The sequence below is a fragment of the Sorangium sp. So ce302 genome (assembly GCF_051530145.1).
GTDB classification, from domain to species: Bacteria; Myxococcota_A; Polyangia; order Polyangiales; family Polyangiaceae; genus Sorangium; species Sorangium cellulosum_B.
Genome location: NZ_CP150326.1, coordinates 6,760,331 through 6,782,931, shown reverse-complemented (window position 1 = coordinate 6,782,931; position 22,601 = coordinate 6,760,331). Strand labels below are relative to the sequence as shown.

General features: G+C 72.3%; 11 protein-coding genes. 6 read left to right on the top strand and 5 right to left on the bottom strand.

Annotated elements, in window-relative coordinates; genetic code table 11:
- Window positions 1–447: 447 nt before the first annotated feature.
- Window positions 448–783 (top strand): hypothetical protein, encoded by a 336-nt coding sequence (locus tag WME73_RS25550; protein ID WP_437738997.1) that lies wholly within the window; start codon window positions 448–450, stop codon window positions 781–783.
- Between the two features lie 226 nt (window positions 784–1,009).
- On the opposite strand, the gene WME73_RS25545 is transcribed toward WME73_RS25550, so the two are convergent.
- Window positions 1,010–2,056 (bottom strand): serine/threonine-protein kinase, encoded by a 1,047-nt coding sequence (locus WME73_RS25545; RefSeq protein WP_437911210.1) that lies wholly within the window; start codon window positions 2,054–2,056, stop codon window positions 1,010–1,012.
- A 352-nt stretch (window positions 2,057–2,408) separates the two neighbouring features.
- Entirely contained in the window at window positions 2,409–3,965 is a 1,557-nt protein-coding gene (locus WME73_RS25540) for a PLP-dependent aminotransferase family protein (protein ID WP_437738995.1), read from the bottom strand.
- Here WME73_RS25540 and WME73_RS25535 point away from each other — a divergent pair.
- Window positions 3,964–4,506: a DoxX family protein gene (locus WME73_RS25535; RefSeq protein WP_437911209.1), complete on the top strand. Its 543-nt coding sequence runs from the start codon at window positions 3,964–3,966 to the stop codon at window positions 4,504–4,506. The genes WME73_RS25540 and WME73_RS25535 overlap by 2 nt on opposite strands.
- A gap of 37 nt (window positions 4,507–4,543) precedes the next feature.
- Window positions 4,544–8,134, top strand: coding sequence for an SNF2-related protein (locus tag WME73_RS25530; protein WP_437911208.1), 3,591 nt, complete (start codon window positions 4,544–4,546; stop codon window positions 8,132–8,134).
- Between the two features lie 72 nt (window positions 8,135–8,206).
- Here the strand turns inward: WME73_RS25530 and WME73_RS25525 are convergent, their stop codons facing one another.
- The 3 genes from WME73_RS25525 to WME73_RS25515 all read right to left on the bottom strand — a co-directional run bounded on the left by WME73_RS25525 (window position 8,207) and on the right by WME73_RS25515 (window position 9,819).
- A complete protein-coding gene (locus WME73_RS25525) occupies window positions 8,207–8,797 on the bottom strand; it encodes a Uma2 family endonuclease (RefSeq protein WP_437911207.1) in 591 nt (196 codons plus the stop codon).
- A gap of 93 nt (window positions 8,798–8,890) precedes the next feature.
- Complete coding sequence (locus WME73_RS25520) at window positions 8,891–9,577, bottom strand: MATE family efflux transporter (RefSeq protein WP_437911206.1); 687 nt, start codon at window positions 9,575–9,577, stop codon at window positions 8,891–8,893.
- Entirely contained in the window at window positions 9,526–9,819 is a 294-nt protein-coding gene (locus tag WME73_RS25515) for an MATE family efflux transporter (protein WP_437738990.1), read from the bottom strand. Before WME73_RS25515 ends, WME73_RS25520 begins: the two co-directional genes overlap by 52 nt.
- Before the next feature lie 178 nt (window positions 9,820–9,997).
- Between WME73_RS25515 and WME73_RS25510 the strand changes: the two genes are divergently transcribed.
- The 3 genes from WME73_RS25510 (at window position 9,998) to WME73_RS25500 (ending at window position 22,409) form a co-directional block, all read left to right on the top strand.
- Complete coding sequence (locus WME73_RS25510; protein ID WP_437911205.1) at window positions 9,998–10,903, top strand: hypothetical protein; 906 nt, start codon at window positions 9,998–10,000, stop codon at window positions 10,901–10,903.
- 866 nt (window positions 10,904–11,769) lie between these two features.
- Window positions 11,770–16,959, top strand: coding sequence for an nSTAND1 domain-containing NTPase (locus tag WME73_RS25505; protein WP_437911204.1), 5,190 nt, complete (start codon window positions 11,770–11,772; stop codon window positions 16,957–16,959).
- Between the two features lie 308 nt (window positions 16,960–17,267).
- Window positions 17,268–22,409, top strand: coding sequence for an nSTAND1 domain-containing NTPase (locus WME73_RS25500; protein WP_437911203.1), 5,142 nt, complete (start codon window positions 17,268–17,270; stop codon window positions 22,407–22,409).
- Window positions 22,410–22,601 lie beyond the last annotated feature (192 nt).

The following is a 22,601-nucleotide window of genomic DNA, read 5'->3' as shown; positions in this document are numbered from 1 at the left end:
GCCGGGGACTGTGGCGCGCGGACGGATTCGCGTTGTTCGTGGTGCTGGCGTCTGGCGCGGCGCGGACCCTCGCCGTAGTCAGATCGATGTTCGTGTCCTGCCGATTTGCGCAGACGTCGCGCTTCACCGAACGCCACGGGTGGTCCATCGGGTTCAGCTCGGGACAGCGCTTGGGGAGCTAGAGCAGCTGGATGCTCAGGTCAGCGGCGACCTTCTGCGAGGCGTGTGCGGTGTGACTGGAGTCCTCGTCGAGGAGCAGGACGATGGGCCGGGCGGGGGTAATTGTCGCGGCGCTGGCGACAGGGGCCGTTCGGGGCGCGGGCCATCCCGTGCCGCTTTCGTGCTGGCGAGGCCCGTGCTGGGAGGGGTGATGTATACGCGAACGAGGCGCCGCGGCGAACGCTCCCTGAAGGCGCGGGACTCGCGGCCTTCTGCCGGAGGTGAAGCATGTCGATGCGCGCAAATGGAATGGTGCTTTTCATCATCGGCCTCGGTTGCGCGAGCTGTGCCAGGAGCGACGAGGAGATCCAGGAGGAGTTCGAGGTGATCGTCGCCGAGTCGAACGCGTGCAATGATCCCTCGGAGTGCGTCTATGCGTCGCCCGGCTGCCCGCTCGGGTGTTTCGTGCCCGTGAACAGCGCCAAGAAAGCGTATGTGGAAGAGGAGGCGCGCGCGCTCATCGAGGACAAAGAACGCTGGGGGACGTACTGCCAGTACGAGTGCGCCGTGCCGGGCCCGCTCGAGTGTGCCGAGGGCCGCTGTCAGGAGGGCGCCTCGCCCTGACGCGCGGGTCGCTCGCCGCAGCTTCGAGCGACACGATGGAGCGACAACGCAGCGCTGTGGCACGACGAGCGCAGATGGCGCCTTGAAGACGTGCCCGCTGGCCGGATGCAGCAGACCGCGCGCCTGGGTTCCTGGACGGTCCCGCCCGGTTCCTGGACGGGGCGCCAGAGTTCCTGGACGGCCCCGCCCGCGTCCTGACGAGGCGAACGTGGCGCGAAATCCGCGCTCAGGGCGTTGTGCCCTGGCGTTCCAGCAGGCGCGCCGTCATCGCCTGCGCGGCGTCGGCGACGCGGGCGGCAGCGCGCGCCGCGTCGCTGACCACCTCGTCCACGCGGCGCGCGCCGTCGCTCCCGGCCCGCCCCCAGAGCAGCGCCGCGGGCAGCGCGATCCCGAGCGCCAGCGCCGCCCCGGCCGCCGCGACGCGCCAGCGCCGCCTCCGCGGCGCTGCCGGCGGCGCCACCGGCACCCCCACCGGCACCCCCGCCGCGGCCTCGAAGGAGGAGATCATCGCCTGGACGCTGGGGAACCGCTCCGACGGGCTGATGGCGAAGGCGCGCGCGAACCACGCCTCCAGGGCGGGAGGCGCTCCCGGGGACAACGTGGCCAGCGGGGGGCGCCCGCTGACCAGGATGGCCGCGAGCACCGCGGCCAGGTTGCGGCCCGGGAACGGCTGCCGCCCGGTCAGCGCCTCGTGCGCGACGACCGCGAGCGACCACATGTCGAGCTGCGGGCCGCCCAGGCCATCACACGTGTGCTCCGGGCTCAGGTAGGCCGGCGTGCCCAGCACCACGCCGTCCGCGGTGCGGCGGCGGAAATCGGCCGGCCGATCCTGGCCGACCCACTTGGCGATCCCGAAGTCGGTGATCTTGGCGCATAGATGGCCGTCGCTCCCCTCGACAAGAAGGATGTTCGAGGGCTTGATGTCCCGGTGCACGACGCCGAGGCCGTGCGCCGCCGACAGCGCCTCTCCCAACTGGCGGAGCAGCGACGCCAGCTCGACGGCAGGGATCGTCCCTCGCTCCTCCAGCAGCTGACGCAGCGACCTGCCGCGCACGTGCTCCATCACGATGTACGGGCCCGCCGCCAGGTCCTCGCCGGCGTCGAGCACGGCGACGACGCCGCGGGTCTTCTGTCCGAGCTGCGCGGCGACCCGCGCCTCCAGGCGGAACCGCTCGATCGCGTCGACGTTCCGCCCGCCCCGCGCCACCGTGAGGAACTTCAGCGCGACATCGGCGCGCCGGACGCCGTCGTGCGCGCGCCAGACCTCGCCCATCGCGCCGCGCCCGAGCAGCTGATCGACCTGGTAACGCCCGTCGATGAGGCGGCCTCGCAGCCGTACGGAGCGCCGCGAAGAGGCTGGGCGGGAGTCCGCCGGTCGATCAGCGAGCGCTACTACGCCGCGCGCGCTGTCTCTCCTCTGGGAGTCAGGTTGTGAATCGAACGAGGAAGGATGGAACACGATCGAGCACCTCCGTGCCGCCTCTGTGTCCCAGCCACGTCGGTGTCCCTTTCGGGCGACGCGCTGGGGTCAGGGACCGGGGCATGCCCAGAGCGTACCGCGAACATGCGATCCTGGGAATCCCGGACAGCGCACTTCCGGCAGATCGCTAATCGCGGATACGCGCTTACAAGGTCGTACGGCCGCGCTGGATGTCGGGCCGGGCGCGCAGCGCGGCGCAGAGCCGGCGTGTCGCCTCGCGCAGCTCGCCTTCGTCGAGCGACGCGAACCCGAGCCGCGCGGCGCGCGCTTCGCCCCCGCGGAAGCTGAAGCGCGCGCCGGGGTAGAACCCCACGCCGTGCCGGGGGGCGGCGCGCGCCGCGACCTCGGTGTCCGCGCCCTCGGGGAATGAGACCCAGAGGCTCATCCCGCCGGCCGGGACGGTGAGCTGCGCGGCGCCGCCCAGCTCGGCCCGGAGCGCCTCGGCGAGCGCATTCCGCCGCGCCTCGTACACGCGCCGCATCTTGCGCGCGTGGCGCGAGAGGAGCCCGTCCTCGATCAGCGCGGCCACGGCCCGCTCGAGCGCCAGGCTGCCGTGTCGGTCGGCGCGCATGCGCTGCGCCGCGAGCGCCTCGACGAGGGGCCGCGGCCCGGCCACCCACCCGAGGCGCAGCCCGGGCGCGAGGATCTTCGACAGCGTGCCGACGTAGATCACCGCGCCCATGTCCGTGGCCGCGAGCGGCAGGATCGGGCGGCCGTCGTAATGGAACTCGAAGTCGTAATCGTCCTCGAGGACGGCGATCCGCCGCGCGCGCGCGACGTCGAGCAGCTGGAGCCGCCGCGCCGTGGACAGCGTGACCGTGGTCGGGAACTGGTGGTGCGGCGTCAGGTACAGGAGCCGCACCGCCCGCCGCGCGGCGAGCGCTTCCAGCGCGTCGACGCGCAATCCATCGCCGTCGACGCCGATGGGCAGGAGCTCGGCGCCGGTCGACGCCAGCGCGTCCCAGGCCGGCGGGTAGCCGGGGTCCTCGACCGCGACCGCGTCGCCTGGCCCGAGGAGCCGGCGCGCGACCAGATCGATCGCGCCCTGGCTGCCCGCCGTGACGAGGAGGTGGTCCTCGTCGCACGCGAGCCCGCGCGTCTCCCGCAGCAGCGCCGCGAGCGCGCGCCGCAGGTGCACGTCGCCCCGCGGATCGCTGTACCCGAGCGCGGCGCGGCCGCCCGCGCGCGCCGCCGCCCGGTAGGCCCGGGCCAGCTCGTCGGCGGGCGCCAGGCGAAGGTCGGGCAGCCCCGCCCCGAAGTGGAGCACGCCCCGGCGCGCCGGATCCGGCGCGAAGGTGCGCCACGCCGGGCGGGCGGGGATGTCGTAGCCGAGCTCGCCACGAGGCGCTGTCACGCCGCGCGGGCGCGGCGGCAGCGCCGCGGAGACGCGCGTGCTGCGCTCGGCGGAGCTGAGCCAGCCCTCGGCCTCGAGCTCGTCGTACGCGGCCAGCACGGTGTTGCGGTGCACCCCGAGCGTCTGCGCCAGCGTGCGCGACCCGGGCAGCACCGCGCCGGGCCGGAGCCTCCCGCGGCCGATGTCCGCGGCGATCCCCCGGGCGATCTGCCGGAACAGCGGCTCCGCCGAGCCCGGGTCGAGCGAGACGGGGAAGGTCCACGGGCGCATGGTCCAGCCATCATGCCAGAAATGGACCTCCTCGCTGGACCACCCCGGATCCAGCTTCCGGGGCGAAAGAGGAGCCATGACCATCTCGCATTCCGCGCCGCGCCCCGCTGATCCAGCCGCCGCTTTCGCCGCCCGCCGGCTGCCCCTCGCCCCGCCGTGGGCCTCGCCCCGCTTCGCGTGGGCGAGCGCGCTGCTGCTCCGGCTGGGCCTCGCCGCCGCGTTCCTGTCGGCGGTCGCCGACCGCTTCGGCCTGTGGGGCCCACCCGGCACCGGCAGCGTGGCCTGGGGCGAGTGGGGCCGCTTCGTGGCGTACACCGGCGCGATCAACCCGTGGGCGCCGGCCTGGATCGTCCCGGCGCTGGCCTGGTCGGCGACCGCGCTGGAGACGGCGCTCGGCGTCGGCCTGCTCGCGGGCGTGTGGACGCGGGCGCTCGCGTTCGCGAGCGGGATGCTGCTGCTCGCGTTCGCGCTGGCGATGACCTTCTCCGGACGCGGCGTCGAGGCGGTGCTCTCGTACTCGGTCTACACGGCCGCGGGCGGGGCGCTGCTGCTCGCGGCCGCGCCCGCCGTGCCCTACAGCGCGCTCGCTCCCGGGGGCCAGCGCGCCGGAACCCCTTGAACCGGGCCCTCGCACCGACGACGTTACGCCGCCCGTCATGCCCGGCGACACCCAGGCCGTCCCCCCCGTAGCCCCTGCGGCGCCCTTCGAGACCCGCGCGGCCCTCCTCGCCTGGCTCGCGCAGCACGGCGTCGCGCACCTGGCCCGGCTGAGCCTCGAGGCGGTGGCGCCGCGCGTCGACCCCACGCTCTGGCCCGAGCTCCAGCTCCTCGGCGCGCGGCGGCGCCTCATCGACCTCGCGAGCGTCGAGTCGCTCGCGGGCGCGCTCGCGTGGCTCGCGCCCTCGCGCCTCCGCGACGTCCTGCCGCCCCTCGTCGCTCGCTTCCTGGAGGACGAGCGCGACGACGCCGCGCTCGCGCGCGCCGCGGCGCCGTCGCTGATGCGGCCGCCCGACGAGCCGCGGGCCCTGTCGGCGCACGAGCGGCTCTGCGAGCTGCGCGCGCGCGTGCCGGAGGCGGCGGCCCCGCGCCCCGAGCGAGCGCTCCGGGCCGCCGCGCTGCGGTTCGACGCCGCGCTCCCCGGCTTTCGCCTCGACGACCCGCGGCCCTTCGAGGCGCACCGCGCGGGCGCCGGCTTCGTCAGGCCGGAGGCGCGGCTGACCCTCGCGCCCGGGGCCCTCCGCGCCGAGTGCGACTGCGGCGCGGCCGGCTGCGTGCACGTGCTCGCGGCCATCGACGCCGCGCTGCTCTGGCTCCGCCAGCCCCCGAGCGAGGCCTTCTTCCAGGCGCTCGACGAGCTCGGCCGCCCCGCCTGGGAGCGCGCCTTGCTGGCGCTCGACAGGGCCCTCGACGAGGGCCCGGGGGCGCGCGGCGGCGTCGAGCTCTCCTTCCGGCTGGACGTCGTCGAGGCGGCCGGCGTCGTGGTCGCGCCCTGGATCCACCGGCTGGGCAAGAAGGCGCAGCGCGGCGCCGGGGCGCGGCTCGGCAAGAAGCGCCTCCTGCTGGAGCACGGCGGAAAGCTCTCCCCCGAGGACGCCCGCGTCGCGTCCCTCCTGCCCGAAGGCAACGCCTTCGCCTCGCGGGCGCTGCTCGACGCGCTCATCGGCCACCCGCGCCTCTTCCTCGACGAGGCGCCCGACGTCGCCGTGCGCATCGAGCGCGCGCCGGTGGGCGTCGTGGCCGAGGAGCGCCACGGCGCCGTGCGGGTGAGCGCCGGCGTCGAGGGTACGGCGCTGCCCTCTGCGCTGCTCGATCGCGCGCGCCGGGCCCGGCCCGAGGAGGTGCTGTTCCTCTGGGACTGGGACAAGGGCGCGCGGCGGCTCACGCTGCTCGACGTCAAGGCCGAGATCCGGGCGCTGCTCGACGTGCTCGCGCGCGAGGGCGACGTCTTCCCGCCCGAGAGCCACGGCGCGCTGCTCGCCGCGCTCTCGCGGTGGGCGCTGCGCGTGCCCGTGGCCATGCCGCGCAGCGTGATGGGCGAGTCGGTCCCGCCGGAGCTGCTCCCGGTGCTGCGGCTCACGGCCCAGCCCCGCGGCGCCGTGGAGGTCGAGCTGCGCGTGCGGCCGCTCGCGGACGCCCCGCCCCTCGTGCCGGGCGCGGGCGCGCGCGACGTCCACGTGCGGCGCGGCGACCGGGCCCTGCACGCGGTGCGCGACCTGCGGCGGGAACAGGACTTCGCCGCCGCGCTCGCCGCCGAGCTCCCGCTCGCCGGGGCCGAGCCGTTCGAGGATCGCCCGTTCCACTACCGCTTTGCCAGCGCGCAGGGCGCGCTCGATCTGCTCGCGGCCTGCGCGCGGCGCGAGCCGCCCCCGGAGCTCGAGTGGGTCGGCGAGCCCCTGCGCGTCGTGGGCGACGGGGGCCCCCGCGCGCTCAAGGTCGTCCTCGAGAAGCGGCGCGAGTGGTTCGGCGCCCTCGGCGGCCTGAGCGTCGCGGGAGAGCGCGTGGCGCTGGCCCGGCTGCTCGATTCGGCGCGCCGCCACGAGCGCTACGTGCAGGTCGAGGCCACCACCTACGTGGAGCTGGGCGAGGCCCTGCGCGCCCACCTCGAGCGCCTGGCCGATCACATCCACGACTCCCCGCACGGCCTCTCGGTGGGCCCCTCGGCCGCCGCGGTGCTGTGGGAGCTCGAGCGGGCCGGCGCCGCGATCGAGGCGGACGGCGCGTTCCGGGGGCTCGTCGAGCGGGTCGTGGCCGCCGGCGAGCTCTGCCCCGCCGCGCCCGCGGCGCTCGCGGGTGAGCTCCGCCCTTACCAGCTCGACGGGTACCGCTGGCTCGTGCGGCTCGCGGCCTGGGGCGCGGGGGGCGTGCTCGCCGACGACATGGGCCTCGGCAAGACGGTGCAGGCGCTCGCCGTCCTGATCGAGCGCGGCGAGCGCGGGCCGGCGCTCGTCGTCGCGCCCACCTCGGTGGCCTTCAACTGGCAGGACGAGGCGCGGCGCTTCGCGCCCTCCCTCCGCCTCACGCTCTACGCGGACGAGGCCGATCGCGACGGCGCGCTCGCGCGGCTCGGCCCCGGCGACGTGCTGGTGCTCAGCTACGGCCTGCTCGTGCGCGACGCCGCGCGCCTCGCGGCGCGGCGCTTCGCCACCGTCGTCTTCGACGAGGCGCAGAGCCTGAAGAACGCGACCACCCAGCGCTTCCGCGCCGCGAGGGCGCTCCAGGCGGACTTCACGTTCGCGCTCTCGGGCACGCCGATCGAGAACCACCTCGGCGAGCTCTGGAGCCTCTTCGCGCTCGTCTTCCCCGGCCTCCTGGGCGGCTGGGACGCGTTCCGCGACCGCTACGCCATGCCGATCGAGCGCCAGATCGACCCTGCCGCGGGGCCCGCGCTCGCGCGCGTGCTCGCCCCGTTCCTCCTCCGGCGGACCAAGGCGCAGGTGGAGGCCGAGCTGCCGGCGCGCACCGAGGTGCGCGTGCCGGTCGTGCTCTCGGGCGCCGAGTGGCAGCTGTACGAGGACGCGCGCCTCGCGGCGCTGTCCGACCTCGAGACGCCCCGGGCGGTCCGGCGCGAGCAGGAGCGGCGCGTCGAGGTGCTGGCGGCGCTCACGCGCCTCAGGCTGCTCGCGTCGCACCCGCGCCTCTACGACGCGCGCTCGACGCTCGACTCGTCCAAGCTCGCGCGCTTCCTCGGGCTCGTCGAGGAGCTGTGCGCGGAGGGGCAGCGCGCGCTCGTGTTCAGCCAGTTCACGTCGCACCTCGCGCTGGTGCGCGAGGCGCTCGAGGCGCGCGGCGTCGCGTACGTCTACCTCGACGGCGAGACGCCCCGGAAGGCCCGGGCCGAGCGGGTGCGCGAGTTCCAGGAGGGGTCGGCGCCGCTCTTTCTGATCTCGCTGAAGGCGGGGGGGTTCGGCATCAACCTCACGGCGGCCACCAACGTGATCCACCTCGACCCCTGGTGGAACCCCGCGGTCGAGGATCAGGCCTCGGACCGGGCGCACCGCCTGGGCCAGCGGCGGCCGGTCACCATCTATCGCCTGGTGGCGCTCGGGACGATCGAGGAGAAGATGCTGTCGCTGCACGCGGAGAAGCGCTCGCTCGTGGCGCAGGTGCTCGGCGGCAAGGACACCGCCGGCAAGCTCTCGACGCAGGAGCTCGTCGGCCTGCTCTCGGCGCGGCTCCGGGGGCCGGACGGCGGCGAGGGCGGGGACGGCGAGCTCTCGGACTCAAGCCCTCCGAGTCGCGCTCTTTGACTCGGGATCTCTGACTCGGGATCTCTGTCTCGTGCCGTCCGACTTCCGCTCTCCGTGGACCGAAGGTGGGCGCTACGTCGCCCAGAGAACGGCGAGATCGAGCTCGATGGCCTGGAAGGGCGTGGCGCGGACGCTCGCGGTGTCGCGGTGGGTGGCGATCGGCGCCCAGCTGCGATCCGCGGCGAGCGTGAAGACCTCCAGGGTCCGCTGGAGGGGCGCGATCAGCCAGACGTGCCGCACGCCCTCGCGCGCGTAGACGGGCATCTTCTCCTTGCGATCGTGCTGCTCGGTCGAGGGGCTCAGGACCTCGCAGATCCAGTCCGGAGCGAGCGAGAAGTAGGGCGTGTCGGGGAGCTCGGGCATGCGCTCCCGGCGCCACCCGGCGAGATCCGGCACGACGACATCCACGTTGCCTGGCGAGGCCGGATCGGGGAAGTGGATCTCGGGCTCGTCCAGGATCCACCAGCCGCCCGGGCCGTTCTTGCCGTGATCGAAGGGACCGCCGAGCTCGATGCCCAGGCTCGACGCGGCGCGCGCGTGCCGCGGCGCTGGCCGGGGGAAGAGGTGAAGCTGGCCGCCGAGGAGCTCTGCCACCTTGTTCGGCGGCGCCGCCTCGATGTCGGCGTACGTCGCGCGTCGGCGCTTCTCGGCGGGATGGCCCATGGGTCCAGCGTGCCCTGGGGGGGGCGGCGAAGCAAGTTGCGAGCCCCAGGCCTCCGCGCAGGGCGGCCGGTCCGCGCACGCGCGTCGCCGCCCTCACGCCTCTCCGACCTCGCTCGCAAACGCCTGCGCGGGGTCGGCCTGCCTCGCCGCGTCGCCCGGAGGCGCCTTCTGGACGAGGGCCCGCTTCCATCGCCCCGAGGCGTAGTAGGCCGTGCCGGCGATCATCGACACGACGAAGCTCGCCGCGATGGCGTACCAGACGCCCTTCACGTTGCGCAGCTCGCGCGAGAGCCAGTACGCGAGCGGGGCGCGGACGACCCAGAGGCTGAGCAGCGTCGTCGCGGTCGTGATCATGGTCGCGCCGGCGCCGTTGATGATGCCGTTGCTGACGAAGGTGAGGCCGAAGAACACGTAGCACGCGCCGACCGTGTGCAGGTACGACACGCCGAGCTCGATGACGGCCGGATCGGTGATGAACACCCTGAGGAGCGCCTCGGGGAACGCGACCGCCACCGCCGAGATGAGGAGCGTCATGCCGCCGCTGAACACGCACCCCCACGCGAAGATCTCGCGCACGCGGCCGTGGTGCCCCGCCCCCAGGTTCTGCCCGGCGAGCGTCGATATCGCCATCCCCATGTTGATCGCCGGCAGGAAGGCGATCTGGTCGATGCGCGAGGCCGCGCCGAACGCGGCGGTCGCGACCTCCCCGAACCCGTTCACGATCCCCGTCACGACGACCATGCCCAGCGCCACCACCGACTGCTGGACGGCCGCCGGCACGAGACGAGGATGTTCGTTGCCAGGGTCATCCCCATCCCGACGCCGAAGATGGTGAAGATGATCGGGAAGCTCACGGTGACGGCCGCCAGGGCCGCCGTGCCCAGGTACTGACCGACCCAGATGGCGTTGATGAAGCTGTAGGTCGTCTGAAGGAAGCCCCCGATCAGCATCGGAAGCGAGAACGTCACGATATGCCTCGGGATGCTGCCCGTCGTCAGATCGGTTCCAAACTTCGATTGCATCAGGTTCCTCGCCTGGGAGCGGGTGGAGAGCGGCCTCGTGGTGGGCTGTTCGAGCGGGGCGTAACCTAGTGAACGCGCGGCGACAGTCCACCACGAGGCCGCTGGCGCGCAGCTTGCAATCGGCCGACGCCGCTGAGCGCTCCAGCCCTGTCCACGAGCGCCAGCGAGGAGAAACGACATGCCGAAAGCGAAGTTCGCGAGCGCTTCCCGGAATCCGGGAGCGCGGCCCGCGCCGTCCGGGCCCTCCGAGGCGTCCCTGCCGCTGGCGCTCACCGCGGCCGAGCAGGATCTCCTGGGTCGCGCTCTCCGGTTCCTCGTCAACGTCCAGGCCGCGCCCTTCATCGCGTGGGCGCGTCGCGAGGGCTACGCGGCGAACGAGCACCGCGAGGGGTGGCGGCTATTCAAGCTCGCCTCGGGCGAGCAGCGCCCGCTCGAGCACCTCTTCGCGGACGCCGCGGTGGAGGCCGCGAGCGGCGGAGGCGTCGAGGGCGTCGAGCGGATGCAGCTGCTCCGGGAGGTCGACGTCTTCGAGAACACGTGGTTCCCGCGCACGCGCGCGATCATCCGCCGCGTGGTGGCGCGCGAGCGGCGCGACGGCTTCGAGGCCGCGTTCTTCAAGCACCTGGAGCCGCAGCCGCTCGGGTCGACGGTGACCATGTCGGTCGGGACGTACCTCCGCCGCCTGGAGGGGCTCGCCAGGAACAGCGATGGCGACGCGAAGAAGGTCCACAGGATGCTCGCGGCGCGCGGGCTGACCGAGGCGAAGGTGCAGCAGGTGCGCGATCTGCTGGCGAAGCTCGAGGCCGGCGCCGGGGCGCAGGCGCAGCCGCCCCGGGTGCCGGCGGCCGAGCTGGCGAGGGCCTGGCGGGAGCAACGGGAGGGGCTCGAGGGCCTGCGGGGCTGGTTCAACGACTGGGCGACGACGCTGCGGCAGGTCTTCCCGGTGAAGGCGCAGATCCAGCTCGGCCTCACGGCCGTGAGGCGCACGGCGGCCGCCGGAGAGGTGATCGAGGAGGACGTGCCACTCGACGAGGACGAGGGCGCCGAGGGCGAGGTCACCGGCGCGGAGCCGCCGCTCGGCTGACGCTCCTCGGCCGCCGTGGTGCCGGACGGGCGCCCTCGGCGCTCACGCTGCCAGCGCAGATCCCGCGCGCAGGCGCACAGGCCACACCGGTGGCGGGTGACGGGAGCCCGCGCGGCGCCAGGCCGCGGACGCGGCTACGCAACCGCTTGCTCTCTTCCGCAATGGTTTGCGGTATCCAGCAAAAGGTCGCGCTCGGAGGTCCCCGGCGGAACGTCCCGCACGGCACGAGCACGGCTGCGTGCAGGCGGCCGCGCTGCGAGCAGGCGGCCGCGCTGCGAGGGAGACTCGCCCCGTCCACTGGGCTCGTCGCCCGCGCCACGACTCGGTTCTTCGCCTGAACCACGATTCGGGCTCGTCGCCTGAGCCCTCCCTGGGCCCGTCGCCTGAGCCACAGCCCGTCTCCTCGCCCGAGCCACAGCCCGTCTCCTCGCCTGAGCCACAGCCCGTCTCCTCGCCTCAGTCTGAGCGATGACTGGGCTCGTCACCCGAGCGCTGACTGGGCTCGTCGCCTGAGCCACAGCCCGGCTCCTCGCGTGTGCCACGGCTCGGTGCCTGGGAATTGCCGCAATGCCGAGCGGCCTGAAATGGCGGAAGAAAAGGAGGAGAACGACGGGAGCCCTTGTGTGAAGGAGAGGGGCTGACGCATCCGAGGCGCCGACACCGGACGATGTGGGGGGGTATGCTATAGAACCTTCCAACAGGCAGCGACGGTTGGCTGCTTGAGCATCGGTCCGGGTACGCCATCGGGTTCTCTCGCCAGAGCGGCGCGACGAGCTCGACATTCGGGAGCGTTGCGTGTCGACAGGGGGTGGGGACGTTTCACCCGGAGCCGCCGCGCGGGCGTGGCAGCGATCGGAGGGGCCAGGATGAGCCGCGAGACCCTCGCGCCAGGGACGGTGTTCCAGGGTCGCTATGAGATCCTGTCCTGCTGCCGAGCGAGCGGCCGAACCGTCGTTTACAGGGGCCGGCGCATCGGGGGCGGTCGGCCGATCGTCCTCCAGATCCTCCATCTGCCTCGCGATGGAGACGGCGGGCACCATGCGCGGCGCTCCATCTCGCGGTTCCTGCGGGAGATGCGCTCTGGCACGCGGCTCCACCACGCTCCGATCGTCCGGCCCGTCGACTGGGGGCATGCCGGCGAGGGGCGGCTCTATACCGTCTTCGAGCTCATGCCGGGACACACCCTGCGGGAGGTGATGCCCTCGCAGGACGACCTGCAGCAGCATGCGCTCGGCGCGACCCTGCCGCAGGCGACGCTCGAGGAGACCCCGCGCCGCGACGCCGAGGCCCGGGAGCAGAGACAGCCGGGCCGGCCGGGATCGAGCGGAATGCGCGGCGAGCGTGGCGAACCGGCCGAGACCACGCTCGCGCTCGCCGGCCTGGCACCCACGGAGGCGTCGGCCGGCGCGACGCCCGAGGAGCGAGCGCGCGAGGCCGCAGCGCCGTCGGTACACGACGCGCACGACGCGCACGGCGCAACCACGGTGGGGGGAGCGGCGCCGACGGGGCGCGGTCCGGGCTCCGCGCTGCCGGACATCGGCGGCACGATCAAGCACTACGAGATCATCCGCAAGCTGGGCCGGGGCGGCATGGGGATCGTGTACCTGGCCCGCGACACGAAGCTCGGGCGCCTCGTCGCGATCAAGCTGCTGCTCGAGTTCAGCGGACAAGGAAACGAGCGCTTCCTGGACGAGGCGCGGGCCACGGCGCGCTGCCGTCACGAGAACATCGTGGTGATCCACGAGGTGGACGAGATCCGCGGACACCCGTACCTGGTGCTCGAGTACATCAAGGGCCGCACGCTGAGCGAATGGCTGACCCAGCGCGAGCACCCGAGCGCGCCAGGGCCGCTCGCCGCGATAGGGCCGTCCGGCCCGATGTCGCCCGGCCAGGTGGTGGAGCTGATGATCCCTGTGGTTCGCGCGCTGGTCTGCGCGCACGAGCTCGGGATCGTGCACCGCGATCTGAAGCCGGAGAACATCCTCATCGACGACGCAGGGAGCATCAAGGTGCTCGACTTCGGGATCGCGAAGCAGCTCGACGCCAGGGTGATGTCGACGCTCACGGGCACGCAGGCGACGCTCGCGCGAGGCAACGGCGATGGCCACCGGAGCGGGCTCATCGGCACGCCGGCGTACATGTCGCCCGAGCAACTGCTGGGCGGGGACGTGGATCCTCGCAGCGACCTCTGGGCCGTGGGCATCCTGCTGTACACGCTGCTCGTGGGGACGCACCCGCTCGACCCGTTCTCGGTCGCGCGGCTCGCGGACATCGTGAAGCTCGATCTCCCCATGCCGCGCGTGAGCGCGCGGCGCCCGGACGTGGGCGCGCTCGGCGACCTTGTCGATCGGTGCTTGAAGAAGCGCAAGCACGAGCGCATCGGCTCGGCCAAGGAGCTGCTCGCGGAGCTGGAGGCGCTGCTGCCCGGTCGAAAGGCGCTCGAGCTGGGCGACGACGAGAGCCCGTTCGCCGGGCTGTCCGCGTTCCAGGAGTCGGACGCGCCGCGCTTCTTCGGCCGCGATCGCCAGATCGCCGCCACGACGACGCGGCTGCGCTACCAGCCGCTCCTCACGGTCGTCGGGCCGTCGGGGGCGGGCAAGTCGTCGTTCGTGCGCGCGGGGGTGATCCCTGCGTTGAAGCGCTCCAGTGAGCGGTGGGAGACGTTCATCGTGCGGCCGGGGCGCCGGCCGCTGTCGGCGCTCGTCGATGTGCTCGTGCAGGTGGCCGAGTCCGAGGTGGCCAGCACGGGGGCCGGGCCGCCCGAGCTCGCGGACCACGATGGGATCGTCGCCACGCTGCGCGCGCAGCCGGGGCACCTGGGCGCTCGGCTGCGCGCGCGCTGTCGCCGCGAGGGGACGAGGCACCATGTCCTGCTCTTCGTCGATCAGTTCGAGGAGCTGTACACGCTTGGCGCCAGCCGCGAGGAGCGGGCCGCGTTCGTGGCCTGCCTGGAAGGCGTGGCCGACGACGCGTCATCACCCCTGCGTGTGCTGCTCGCCGTCCGCTCGGATTTCCTCGATCACATGGCCGATGATCACGATTTCGTGATCGACGTGACGCGCGGCCTGTCGCTGCTGCCGCCGATGGGGCGCGACGGCCTGCGCGACGCGCTGACGAGGCCGCTGGAGGCGGCCGGTCATCGCTTCGAGACGCCCGAGATGATCGAGGACATGCTGGGCACGCTGGAGAGCACGCGGAGCCCGCTGCCGCTCTTGCAGTTCACGGCCGCGAAGCTGTGGGAGGCGCGGGATCGCGAGCACCGGCTGCTGACGAGAGACAGCTACGAGCGGCTGGGCGGCGTGGCCGGCGCCCTGTCCGGGCACGCGGACGCGGTGCTCTCGGCGCTGCCGGCGCGCGAGCAGCGGCTGGCCCGCGCGGTGCTCGTGCGCCTGGTCACGCCCGAGCGCACGCGCGCGGTGGTCAGCCTGGAGGAGCTCCATGGGGTGGCGCAGAACGGCAGGGGTCCTGCGGGCGAGGCGATCGTGCAGGTGGTCCAGCACCTGGCCGGTGCGCGGCTGCTGCTGATCGAGACCGGGGGCGAGCGCGAGGGCACGACGGTGGAGCTGGTGCACGAGTCGCTGATCGAGCGGTGGCCCAAGCTCCGGCAGTGGCTCGCCGAGGGCGAGCAAGACGCGCAGTTCCTGGCCCGGCTGCGCGCCTCGGCGCAGCAGTGGGAGGCGAGCGGCTGGGCCGAGGGGCTGCTCTGGCGCGACCGCGCGGCCCAGGACGCGAGGGCGTGGTACGAGCGCCGGCGCGCCGCGCAGGGCGCCGACGGGCGAGCGGGGCTGAGCAAGCGCGAGGAGCGCTATCTCCTGGCCGTCGTGGAGCTCGCCGAGCGCGCGCGGCGCTTGCGACGGCAGCTTGCCGTGGGCGTGATCGCGACGCTCAGCGCGTTCGCGGTCATGGTGTCGTACCTGGCGATCCGCGCGCAGGCGGACGCGCTCCTGGCGCGCAATGCCACCCGCATGGCCGCGGCGCGCGAGCTGCAATCCGATCCCACGACGGTGCTGGCGCTCTTGCGGGAGGTCGAGCCGCCCGAGGTGCCGCGCGGGTGGGCCACCCTCGCGCGCTGGGCGCTGCACAGCTGGGTCGCGCGCGTGGTGCTCACCCATCCGGATTTCGTCATCCGCGCGGCGTTCAGCCCCGACGGCAAGCACATCGCGACGATCTGCGCGGACAGGGCCGTGCGCGTGTGGAACGCGGATGGCACGGGCGAGCCGCTGGTCCTTCATGGCCATGACGCGCCGATCAACTCGGTGGCGTTCAGCCCCGACGGCAAGCGCATCGTGACGGCGTCGGACGACAGGACCGCGCGGGTGTGGAGCACGGCGGGTGCGGGCGAGCCGCTCGTCCTCCGCGGTCACGAGGAGGGGGTCTATTCGGCGGCGTTCAGCCCCGATGGCGGGCGCATCGTGACGGCGTCGTTCGACCGGACCGCGCGGGTGTGGAAGGCGGACGGCACGGGCGCGCTCGTCGTCCTTCGGGGTCATGCGGAGCCGGTCTATTTCGCGGCGTTCAGCCTCGACGGCGGGCGCATCGTGACATCGTCGTTCGACCGGACCGCGCGGGTGTGGAAGGCGGACGGCACGGGCGAGCCGGTGGTCCTGCCCGGTCACGAGGATGCCGTCTACTCGGCGGCGTTCAGCCCGGATGGCAAGCGCGTCGTCACGGCGTCGTGGGACAAGACGGCGCGGGTGTGGAACGCCGATGGGTCGGGCGAGCCCCGGATCCTGCGCGGCCACGAGGACGTCGTCTACTCGGCGGCGTTCAGCCCGGATGGCGAGCGGATCGTCACGGCGTCGTGGGACAAGACGGCGCGGGTGTGGAACGCCGACGGGTCGGGGGAGTCTCGGATCCTGCGCGGCCACCAGGATCGGGTCTACTCTGCGGTGTTCAGCGCCGACGGCAGGCGCATCGTCACGGCGTCTTATGACAAGACGGCGCGGGTGTGGAACGCCGAGAGCACGGGTGAGCCCCTCAGCCTCCGTGGTCACGAGGATTCCGTCTCCTCGGCTGCGTTCAGCCCGGATGGCAAGCGCATCGTCACGGCGTCGTGGGACAGGACGGCGCGTGTGTGGAACGCCGAGGTCGCGGGGGCGCCCGTGATCCTCCGTGGCCACGAGGGGGAGGTGTTCTCGGCGGCGTTCAGCCCTGACGGCAAGCGCGTCGTCACCGCGTCCGACGACAAGACGGCGCGTGTGTGGAACGCCGACGGCTCGGGGGAACCGCTGGTGATCCGTGGCCACGCGGACAGGGTGCGTTCGGCGGCGTTCAGCCCTGACGGCAAGCGCATCGTCACGGCGTCCTTCGACAAGACGGCGCGTGTGTGGAACGCCGACGTGTCTGGAGAGCCCGTGACGCTCCGTGGTCACGCGGACAGGGTGCGTTCGGCGGCGTTCAGCCCTGACGGCGAGCGCATCGTCACCGCCTCGTATGACAACACGGCGCGTGTGTGGAGCGCCGATGGCACGGGCGAGCCCGTGGTCCTGCGAGGGCACGATCGTTGGGTCGTATCGGCGGCGTTCAGCCCTGACGGCAAGCGCATCGTCACGGCGTCGTGGGACAAGACGGCGCGGGTGTGGAACGCCGACGGCACAGGCAAGCCCGTGGTCCTGCGTGGTCATGAGCACCTGGTCAATGCTGCGGTGTTCAGCCCTGATGGCAAGTATGTCGTGACCGCGTCCGACGACAAGACGACGCGGATATGGAATGCCGACGGCACGGGCGAGCCCCTGGTGCTGCGCGGGTCCGATGCGTCCGTCAACGCGGTGGCGTACAGCCCCGATGGCAAGCGCATCGTCACCGGGTCCGACGACAAGGTCGCGCGGGTGTGGACCGACCTCGAGCCGCTGCGCGGCGTCGATGACCCGAAGCTGTGGACGGCGACGACCTACTGCATGCCCGTCGAGCGGAGGATCGAGCTCCTTCGTGTGCCCGAGTCGGCCGCCCGGGCGAGCCAGGAGGCCTGTCTGCGGCAGGTCGCCGCTGTCCGCGCGGCCGCGCCGAGGGGGCAGGCGGATTCGGGGGGCCGGCTGCGCGGCACGGCCGGCCGATGACGAGCGTCGCTGCGTCGAGCGCGTGAGCGCGGCCATGAAGCAGCGGGCTCTGGCGCTGCTCGCAGGTCCATGCTGCGTCTGGCGAGGAAAGCGCGAGAGCGTCGGGGGGTCGGAGATTGTCGGAAAGAGACCCGTCGAGACGTCGGGAGCGTCGATGTCGGGCGATGCGTGGGGGCGATGCTATAGATCATTGAGGACAGGCAGCGAGGCTGCCTGAGCATGGGATCGGGTATGGCGTCGAGCTCTCTCGTCAGGGAGGGGCGACAAGCTCGACCGTTGGGATCGCTGCTTGTCGATGCGGGGTGAGGATGTTTCGCCTGAAGCTGGCGAGCGAGGTGGCGGCGAGCGGAGGGGCCAGGATGAGCCGGCGGATCCTCGCGCCAGGGATGGTGTTCCAGGGCCGCTACGAGATCTTGTCATGCTTCCGGGCGAGCCGCCGAGCGGCAGTCTACAAGGGGCGGCTGATCGAGAGCGGTCAGCCGATCGTCGTTCAGATCCTGCGCATGGCGCGGGACGGCGCTGGCGCGCATCTGGTGCGGCGTGGCCTGGCGCGATTCCTGCGGGAGATGCGCTGTTGCACGCGGCTCCACCACCCCCGCATCGGCTGGCCCATCGACTGGGGGCACGCTGGCGAGGGGCGGCTCTATGCCGTCTTCGAGCTCGTGCCCGGACGTGCGGCCAGCGTGGAGGGCAACGGGCGGGAGGAGCTGGAGCCGAGAGGAGAAGGGGCGAGCGGAGATTCCGAGATTCTGGTGCGGCGACGGCCGGACCACACGATCGCGAGCGGAGCTCCTGGCGCGAGCGGAGCTCCTGGTGAAGCGGCCGTGCGTACGCTCGCGCTCGCCGGGATGGCGCCCACGGAGGACGCGGCCGACCTGGTGCCCGAGGAGCGAGCGCAGGAGGCCGCGCTGCTGCCGGCGCAAGATGGGAAGATGCTGGCGGGAGCGACGCTAGCGGAGTGTGCTCTGGACTCCGTGCTACCGGACGCAGGCGGCACGATCAAGCATTACGAGATCATCCGCAAGCTGGGCCGGGGCGGCATGGGGAGCGTGTACCTGGCGCGAGACACCAAGCTCGGGCGCCTTGTCGCGATCAAGCTCCTGAGCGAGCACAGCGGGCAAGGGAGCGAGCGCCTTCTGGCCGAGGCGCGGGCCACGGCGCGCTGCCGTCACGAGAACATCGTGGTGATCCACGAGGTGGACGAGATCCGCGGACACCCGTACCTGGTGCTCGAGTACATCAAGGGCCGCACGCTGAGCGAATGGCTGACCCAGCGCGAGCACCCGAGCGCGCCAGGGCCGCTCGCCGCGATAGGGCCGTCCGGCCCGATGTCGCCCGGCCAGGTGGTCGAGCTGATGATCCCGGTGGTCCGCGCGCTGGTCTGCGCGCACGAGCTCGGGATCGTGCATCGCGATCTGAAGCCGGAGAACATCCTGATCGATGACGCAGGATGTATCAAGGTGCTCGACTTCGGCATTGCCAAGCAGCTCGATGTTCAGATGATGTCGACGATCACGGGGGCGCGGGCGGCGCTCGCGGGAGGCGGTGATCTGGGCCATCGGAGCGCGATCATCGGTACGCCGGCCTACATGTCGCCCGAGCAGCTGCTGGGCGGGGACGTGGATCCTCGCAGCGACCTCTGGGCCGTGGGCATCCTGCTGTACACGCTGCTCGTGGGGGCGCACCCGCTCGACCCGTTCTCGGTCGCGCGGCTCACGGACATCGTGAACTTGGATGTCCCAATGCCTCCCGTCAGCGCTCGGCGCCCGGACGTGGGCGCGCTCAGCGATCTGGTCGTCCGGTGCCTCGAGAAGCGGAAGCAAGAGCGGATCGGCTCTGCCAAGGAGCTGCTCGCCGAGCTGGAGGCGCTGCTGCCCAGCCGAAAAGGGCCCGAGCTCGGCGAGGGAGAGAGCCCGTTCGCAGGGCTATCGGCGTTCCAGGAGTCGGATACCGCGCGGTTCTTCGGTCGCGATCGCGATGTCGCCGCCATGACAGCGCGGCTGCGCTACCAGCCGCTGGTCACGGTCGCCGGTCCCTCCGGGGCGGGCAAATCGTCGCTCGTGCGCGCGGGGGTGATCCCTGCGTTGAAGCGCGGCAGCGAGCGGTGGGAGACGTTCATCGTGCGACCAGGGCGCCGGCCGCTGTCGGCGCTCGTCGATGTGCTCGTGCAGGTGGCCGAGCTCGAGGTCGCCGAGCACGACGGGATCGTCGCCACCTTGCGCGCGCAGCCGGGCCACCTGGGTGTTCGGTTGCGAGCGCGCTGCCGCCGCGAGGGGACGAGGCATCATGTCCTGCTCTTCGTCGATCAATTCGAAGAGCTCTATACTCTCGGCGTAGCGCCCGAGGAGAGAGCTGCGTTCGTCGCCTGTCTGGAAGGCGTGGCCGACGACGCGTCGTCGCCCCTGCGCGTCCTGCTCGCCATTCGCTCAGATTTTCTTGATCGAATCGCCGATGAACACGATTTCATGGGCGATGTGACACGCGGCCTCAGCCTGTTGCCGCCGATGGGGCGCGACGGCCTGCGAAACGCGTTGACGAGGCCGCTGGAGGCGGCTGGTCATCGCTTCGAGACCGCGGAGATGGTCGAGGACATGCTGGGCACGCTCGAGAGCACGCACAGCCCGCTGCCGCTCTTGCAGTTCACGGCCGCGAAGCTGTGGGAGGCGCGGGATCGCGAGCGCCGGCTCTTGACGCGAGACAGCTACGAGAGGCTGGGCGGCGTGGCTGGCGCCCTGTCCGGGCACGCGGACGCGGTGCTCTCGGCGCTGCCGGCACGCGAGCAGCGGCTGGCCCGTGCGGTGCTCGTGCGCCTGGTCACCCCCGAGCGCACGCGCGCGGTGGTGAGCCTGGACGAGCTTTACGGTGGCGCTGCGGGCAGTGAGGAGGGGGCGCTTCTGGCGATCCCGCAGGTGGTCCAGCACCTGGCCGGTGCGCGGCTGCTGCTGATCGAGACCAGCGGCGAGCGCGAGGGCACGACCGTGGAGCTGGTCCATGAGTCCTTGATCGAAACGTGGGCGCGGCTCAGGCAGTGGCTTGCGGAGAGCGAGCAAGACGCGCAGCTCTTGGCCCGGCTCCGAGCCGCGGCCCAGCAGTGGGAGGCGGGCGGGCGCGCCGAGGGGCTGCTCTGGCGCGACCGCGCGGCCCAGGAGGCCCGAGCATGGTACGAGCGCCGCAGCGCTGCGCAGGGCGCCGAGTGGCGCGTCGGGCTCGGCAAGAGGGAGGAGCGCTATCTGCTGGCCGTCGTGACCCTCGCCGAGCGCGCGCAGCGCTTGCGGCGGCGGCTTGCGATGGGCGTGATCGCCGCGCTCGTTGTGATCGCGCTCATCGTGTCTTACCTGGCGCTCCGCGCCGAAAAGGAAGCGGAGCATGCGCAGACCGAAGCCCTTCAGGCGCGCAATGCCACCCGCATGGCTGCAGCGCGCGAGCTGCAAGCCGATCCTACGACCGTGCTCGCGATCTTGCGCGAGGTCGAGGCGCCCGATGTGCCACGAGGATGGGCCGCTCTTGCGGGTTGGGCGCTGCACAGCTGGGTCGCTCGCGTGATGCTCACCCATCCGGACGGCGTCGTATGTGCGAGCTACAGTCCTGACGGCGAGCGCATCGTGACCGCATCCTGGGATAAGACCGTGCGTGTGTGGAACGCGGATGGTGCGGGCGAGCCCCTGGTCTTCCGAGGTCACGAGAGCGTCGTTCGTTCAGCGGTGTTCAGCCCTGACGGACAGCGCATCGCGACGGCGTCGCATGACAAGACGGCGCGTGTGTGGAACGCGGATGGTACGGGCGAACCCCAGGTCTTCCGGGGTCATGAAGCCCCTGTCCATTCGGTGGCGTTCAGCCCCGACGGCAAGCGCATCGTCACCGCCTCCTGGGATAAAACCGTGCGGGTATGGAACGCGGATGGTACGGGCGAACCCCAGGTCTTCCGGGGTCATGAAGCCCCTGTCCATTCGGCGGCGTTCAGCCGCGACGGCAAGCGCATCGTCACCGCGTCCTTGGACAGGACCGCTCGCGTGTGGAATGCGGATGGCACGGGCGAGCCATTGGTCCTCCGTGGTCACGAGGAGGGGCTCTATTCGGCGGCGTTCAGCCGCGACGGCAAGCGCATCGTCACCGCGTCCTTGGACAGGACCGCGCGTGTGTGGAACGCGGATGGAATCGGCGCGCCCCTTGTCCTCCGCGGTAATGAGGAGCAGGTCTCTTGGGCGGCGTTCAGCCCCGACGGCAAGCGCATCGTCACCGCGTCGTTGGACAGGACCGCGCGCGTGTGGAACGCGGATGGAATCGGCGAGCCGTTGATCCTTCGTGGCCACGACGATGTCGTCTACTCGGCGGTGTTTAGCCCCGACGGCAAGCGCATCGTCACCGCGTCGTTGGACAGGACCGCGCGCGTGTGGAGCGCGGATGGGGTGGGCGATCCCGTCGTGCTTCGCGGTCACAAGGATCCGGTCGTTTCGGCGGAATTCAGCCCCGACGGCGAGCGCATCGTCACAGCGTCGTTGGACAGGACTGTACGCGTGTGGAGCGCGGATGGCGTGGGCGATCCCTTGGCGCTGCGCGGTCACAAGGCCCCCGTCTTTTCGACGGCGTTCAGCCCCGACGGCAAGCGCATCGTCACGGCGTCAGGGGACAAGACCGTACGTGTGTGGAGCGCGGATGGCGTGGGTGATCCCTTGGTGCTTCGCGGTCACGGGGATCCGGTCTTTTCGGCGGCGTTCAGCCCCGACGGCAAGCGCATCGTCACGGCGTCATGGGACAAGACCGTACGTGTGTGGAGCGCGGATGGCGTGGGCGATCCCTTGGTGCTTCGCGGTCACGAGGATCCGGTCGTTTCGGCGGTATTCAGCCCCGACGGCAAGCGCATCGTCACGGGGTCATGGGACAAGACCGTACGTGTGTGGAGCGCGGATGGCACAGGCGAGCTCCTGGTCCTGCGTGGTCACGAGGGTCCGGTCTTTTCGGCGACGTTCAGCCCCGACGGCAAGCGCATCGTCACGGGGTCATGGGACAAGACCGCTCGCGTGTGGAACGCCGACGGTACGGGCGAGCCCCTGGTCCTGCGTGGTCACGAGCACTGGGTCAGTTCGGCGGCGTTCAGCCCCGACGGCAACCGCATCGTCACCGCGTCCCGGGACCACACGGTGCGGATATGGAATGCGGATGGCAGGGGCGAGGCCTTGGTCCTTCGCAGCTCCGATTCCCCGGTCAACAGCGTGGCGTTTAGCCCCGATGGCAAGCGCATCGTCACTGGGTCCGATGACAAGGTCGCGCGGGTGTGGACCGACCTCGTGCCGCTTCACGGCGTCGATGATCCGAAGCTGTGGACTGCGACGACCTACTGCATGCCCGTCGAGCGGAGGATTGAGCTCTTCCGCGTGCCCGATGCCACCGCTCGAGCCCACCAGCGGGCCTGTCTGCGCCGCGTCGACGCAGCCCGCGCGGCTGCTCCTTGAACTCGGCCGGACTCGGCTGTCGAACCACGCGACACGGCCGACCGATGAGGAGCGTCGCTGCCCCGCGTTGTACATGCTGCCACGGCGGGTCGGCGCGCCGCCCGGGGTCGCGGTCTGCCCGTCGGCCAGGTTGCTCACCCGAGGCGCGACTGCAATAACAGGGTGCCACGACCAACAAGACCATTGCGCGGA

What these genes read in the sequence shown, in the direction of transcription:
- WME73_RS25535 (WP_437911209.1), top strand. Translation starts at nt 3,964, where the DNA reads ATGACCATCTCGCATTCCGCGCCGCGCCCCGCTGATCCAGCCGCCGCT.
- WME73_RS25550 (WP_437738997.1), top strand. Translation starts at nt 448, where the DNA reads ATGTCGATGCGCGCAAATGGAATGGTGCTTTTCATCATCGGCCTCGGT.
- WME73_RS25500 (WP_437911203.1), top strand. Translation starts at nt 17,268, where the DNA reads ATGTTTCGCCTGAAGCTGGCGAGCGAGGTGGCGGCGAGCGGAGGGGCC.
- WME73_RS25530 (WP_437911208.1), top strand. Translation starts at nt 4,544, where the DNA reads ATGCCCGGCGACACCCAGGCCGTCCCCCCCGTAGCCCCTGCGGCGCCC.
- WME73_RS25540 (WP_437738995.1), bottom strand. Translation starts at nt 3,965, where the DNA reads ATGGCTCCTCTTTCGCCCCGGAAGCTGGATCCGGGGTGGTCCAGCGAG.
- WME73_RS25505 (WP_437911204.1), top strand. Translation starts at nt 11,770, where the DNA reads ATGAGCCGCGAGACCCTCGCGCCAGGGACGGTGTTCCAGGGTCGCTAT.
- WME73_RS25510 (WP_437911205.1), top strand. Translation starts at nt 9,998, where the DNA reads ATGCCGAAAGCGAAGTTCGCGAGCGCTTCCCGGAATCCGGGAGCGCGG.
- WME73_RS25515 (WP_437738990.1), bottom strand. Translation starts at nt 9,819, where the DNA reads ATGCAATCGAAGTTTGGAACCGATCTGACGACGGGCAGCATCCCGAGG.
- WME73_RS25525 (WP_437911207.1), bottom strand. Translation starts at nt 8,797, where the DNA reads ATGGGCCATCCCGCCGAGAAGCGCCGACGCGCGACGTACGCCGACATC.
- WME73_RS25545 (WP_437911210.1), bottom strand. Translation starts at nt 2,056, where the DNA reads ATGGGCGAGGTCTGGCGCGCGCACGACGGCGTCCGGCGCGCCGATGTC.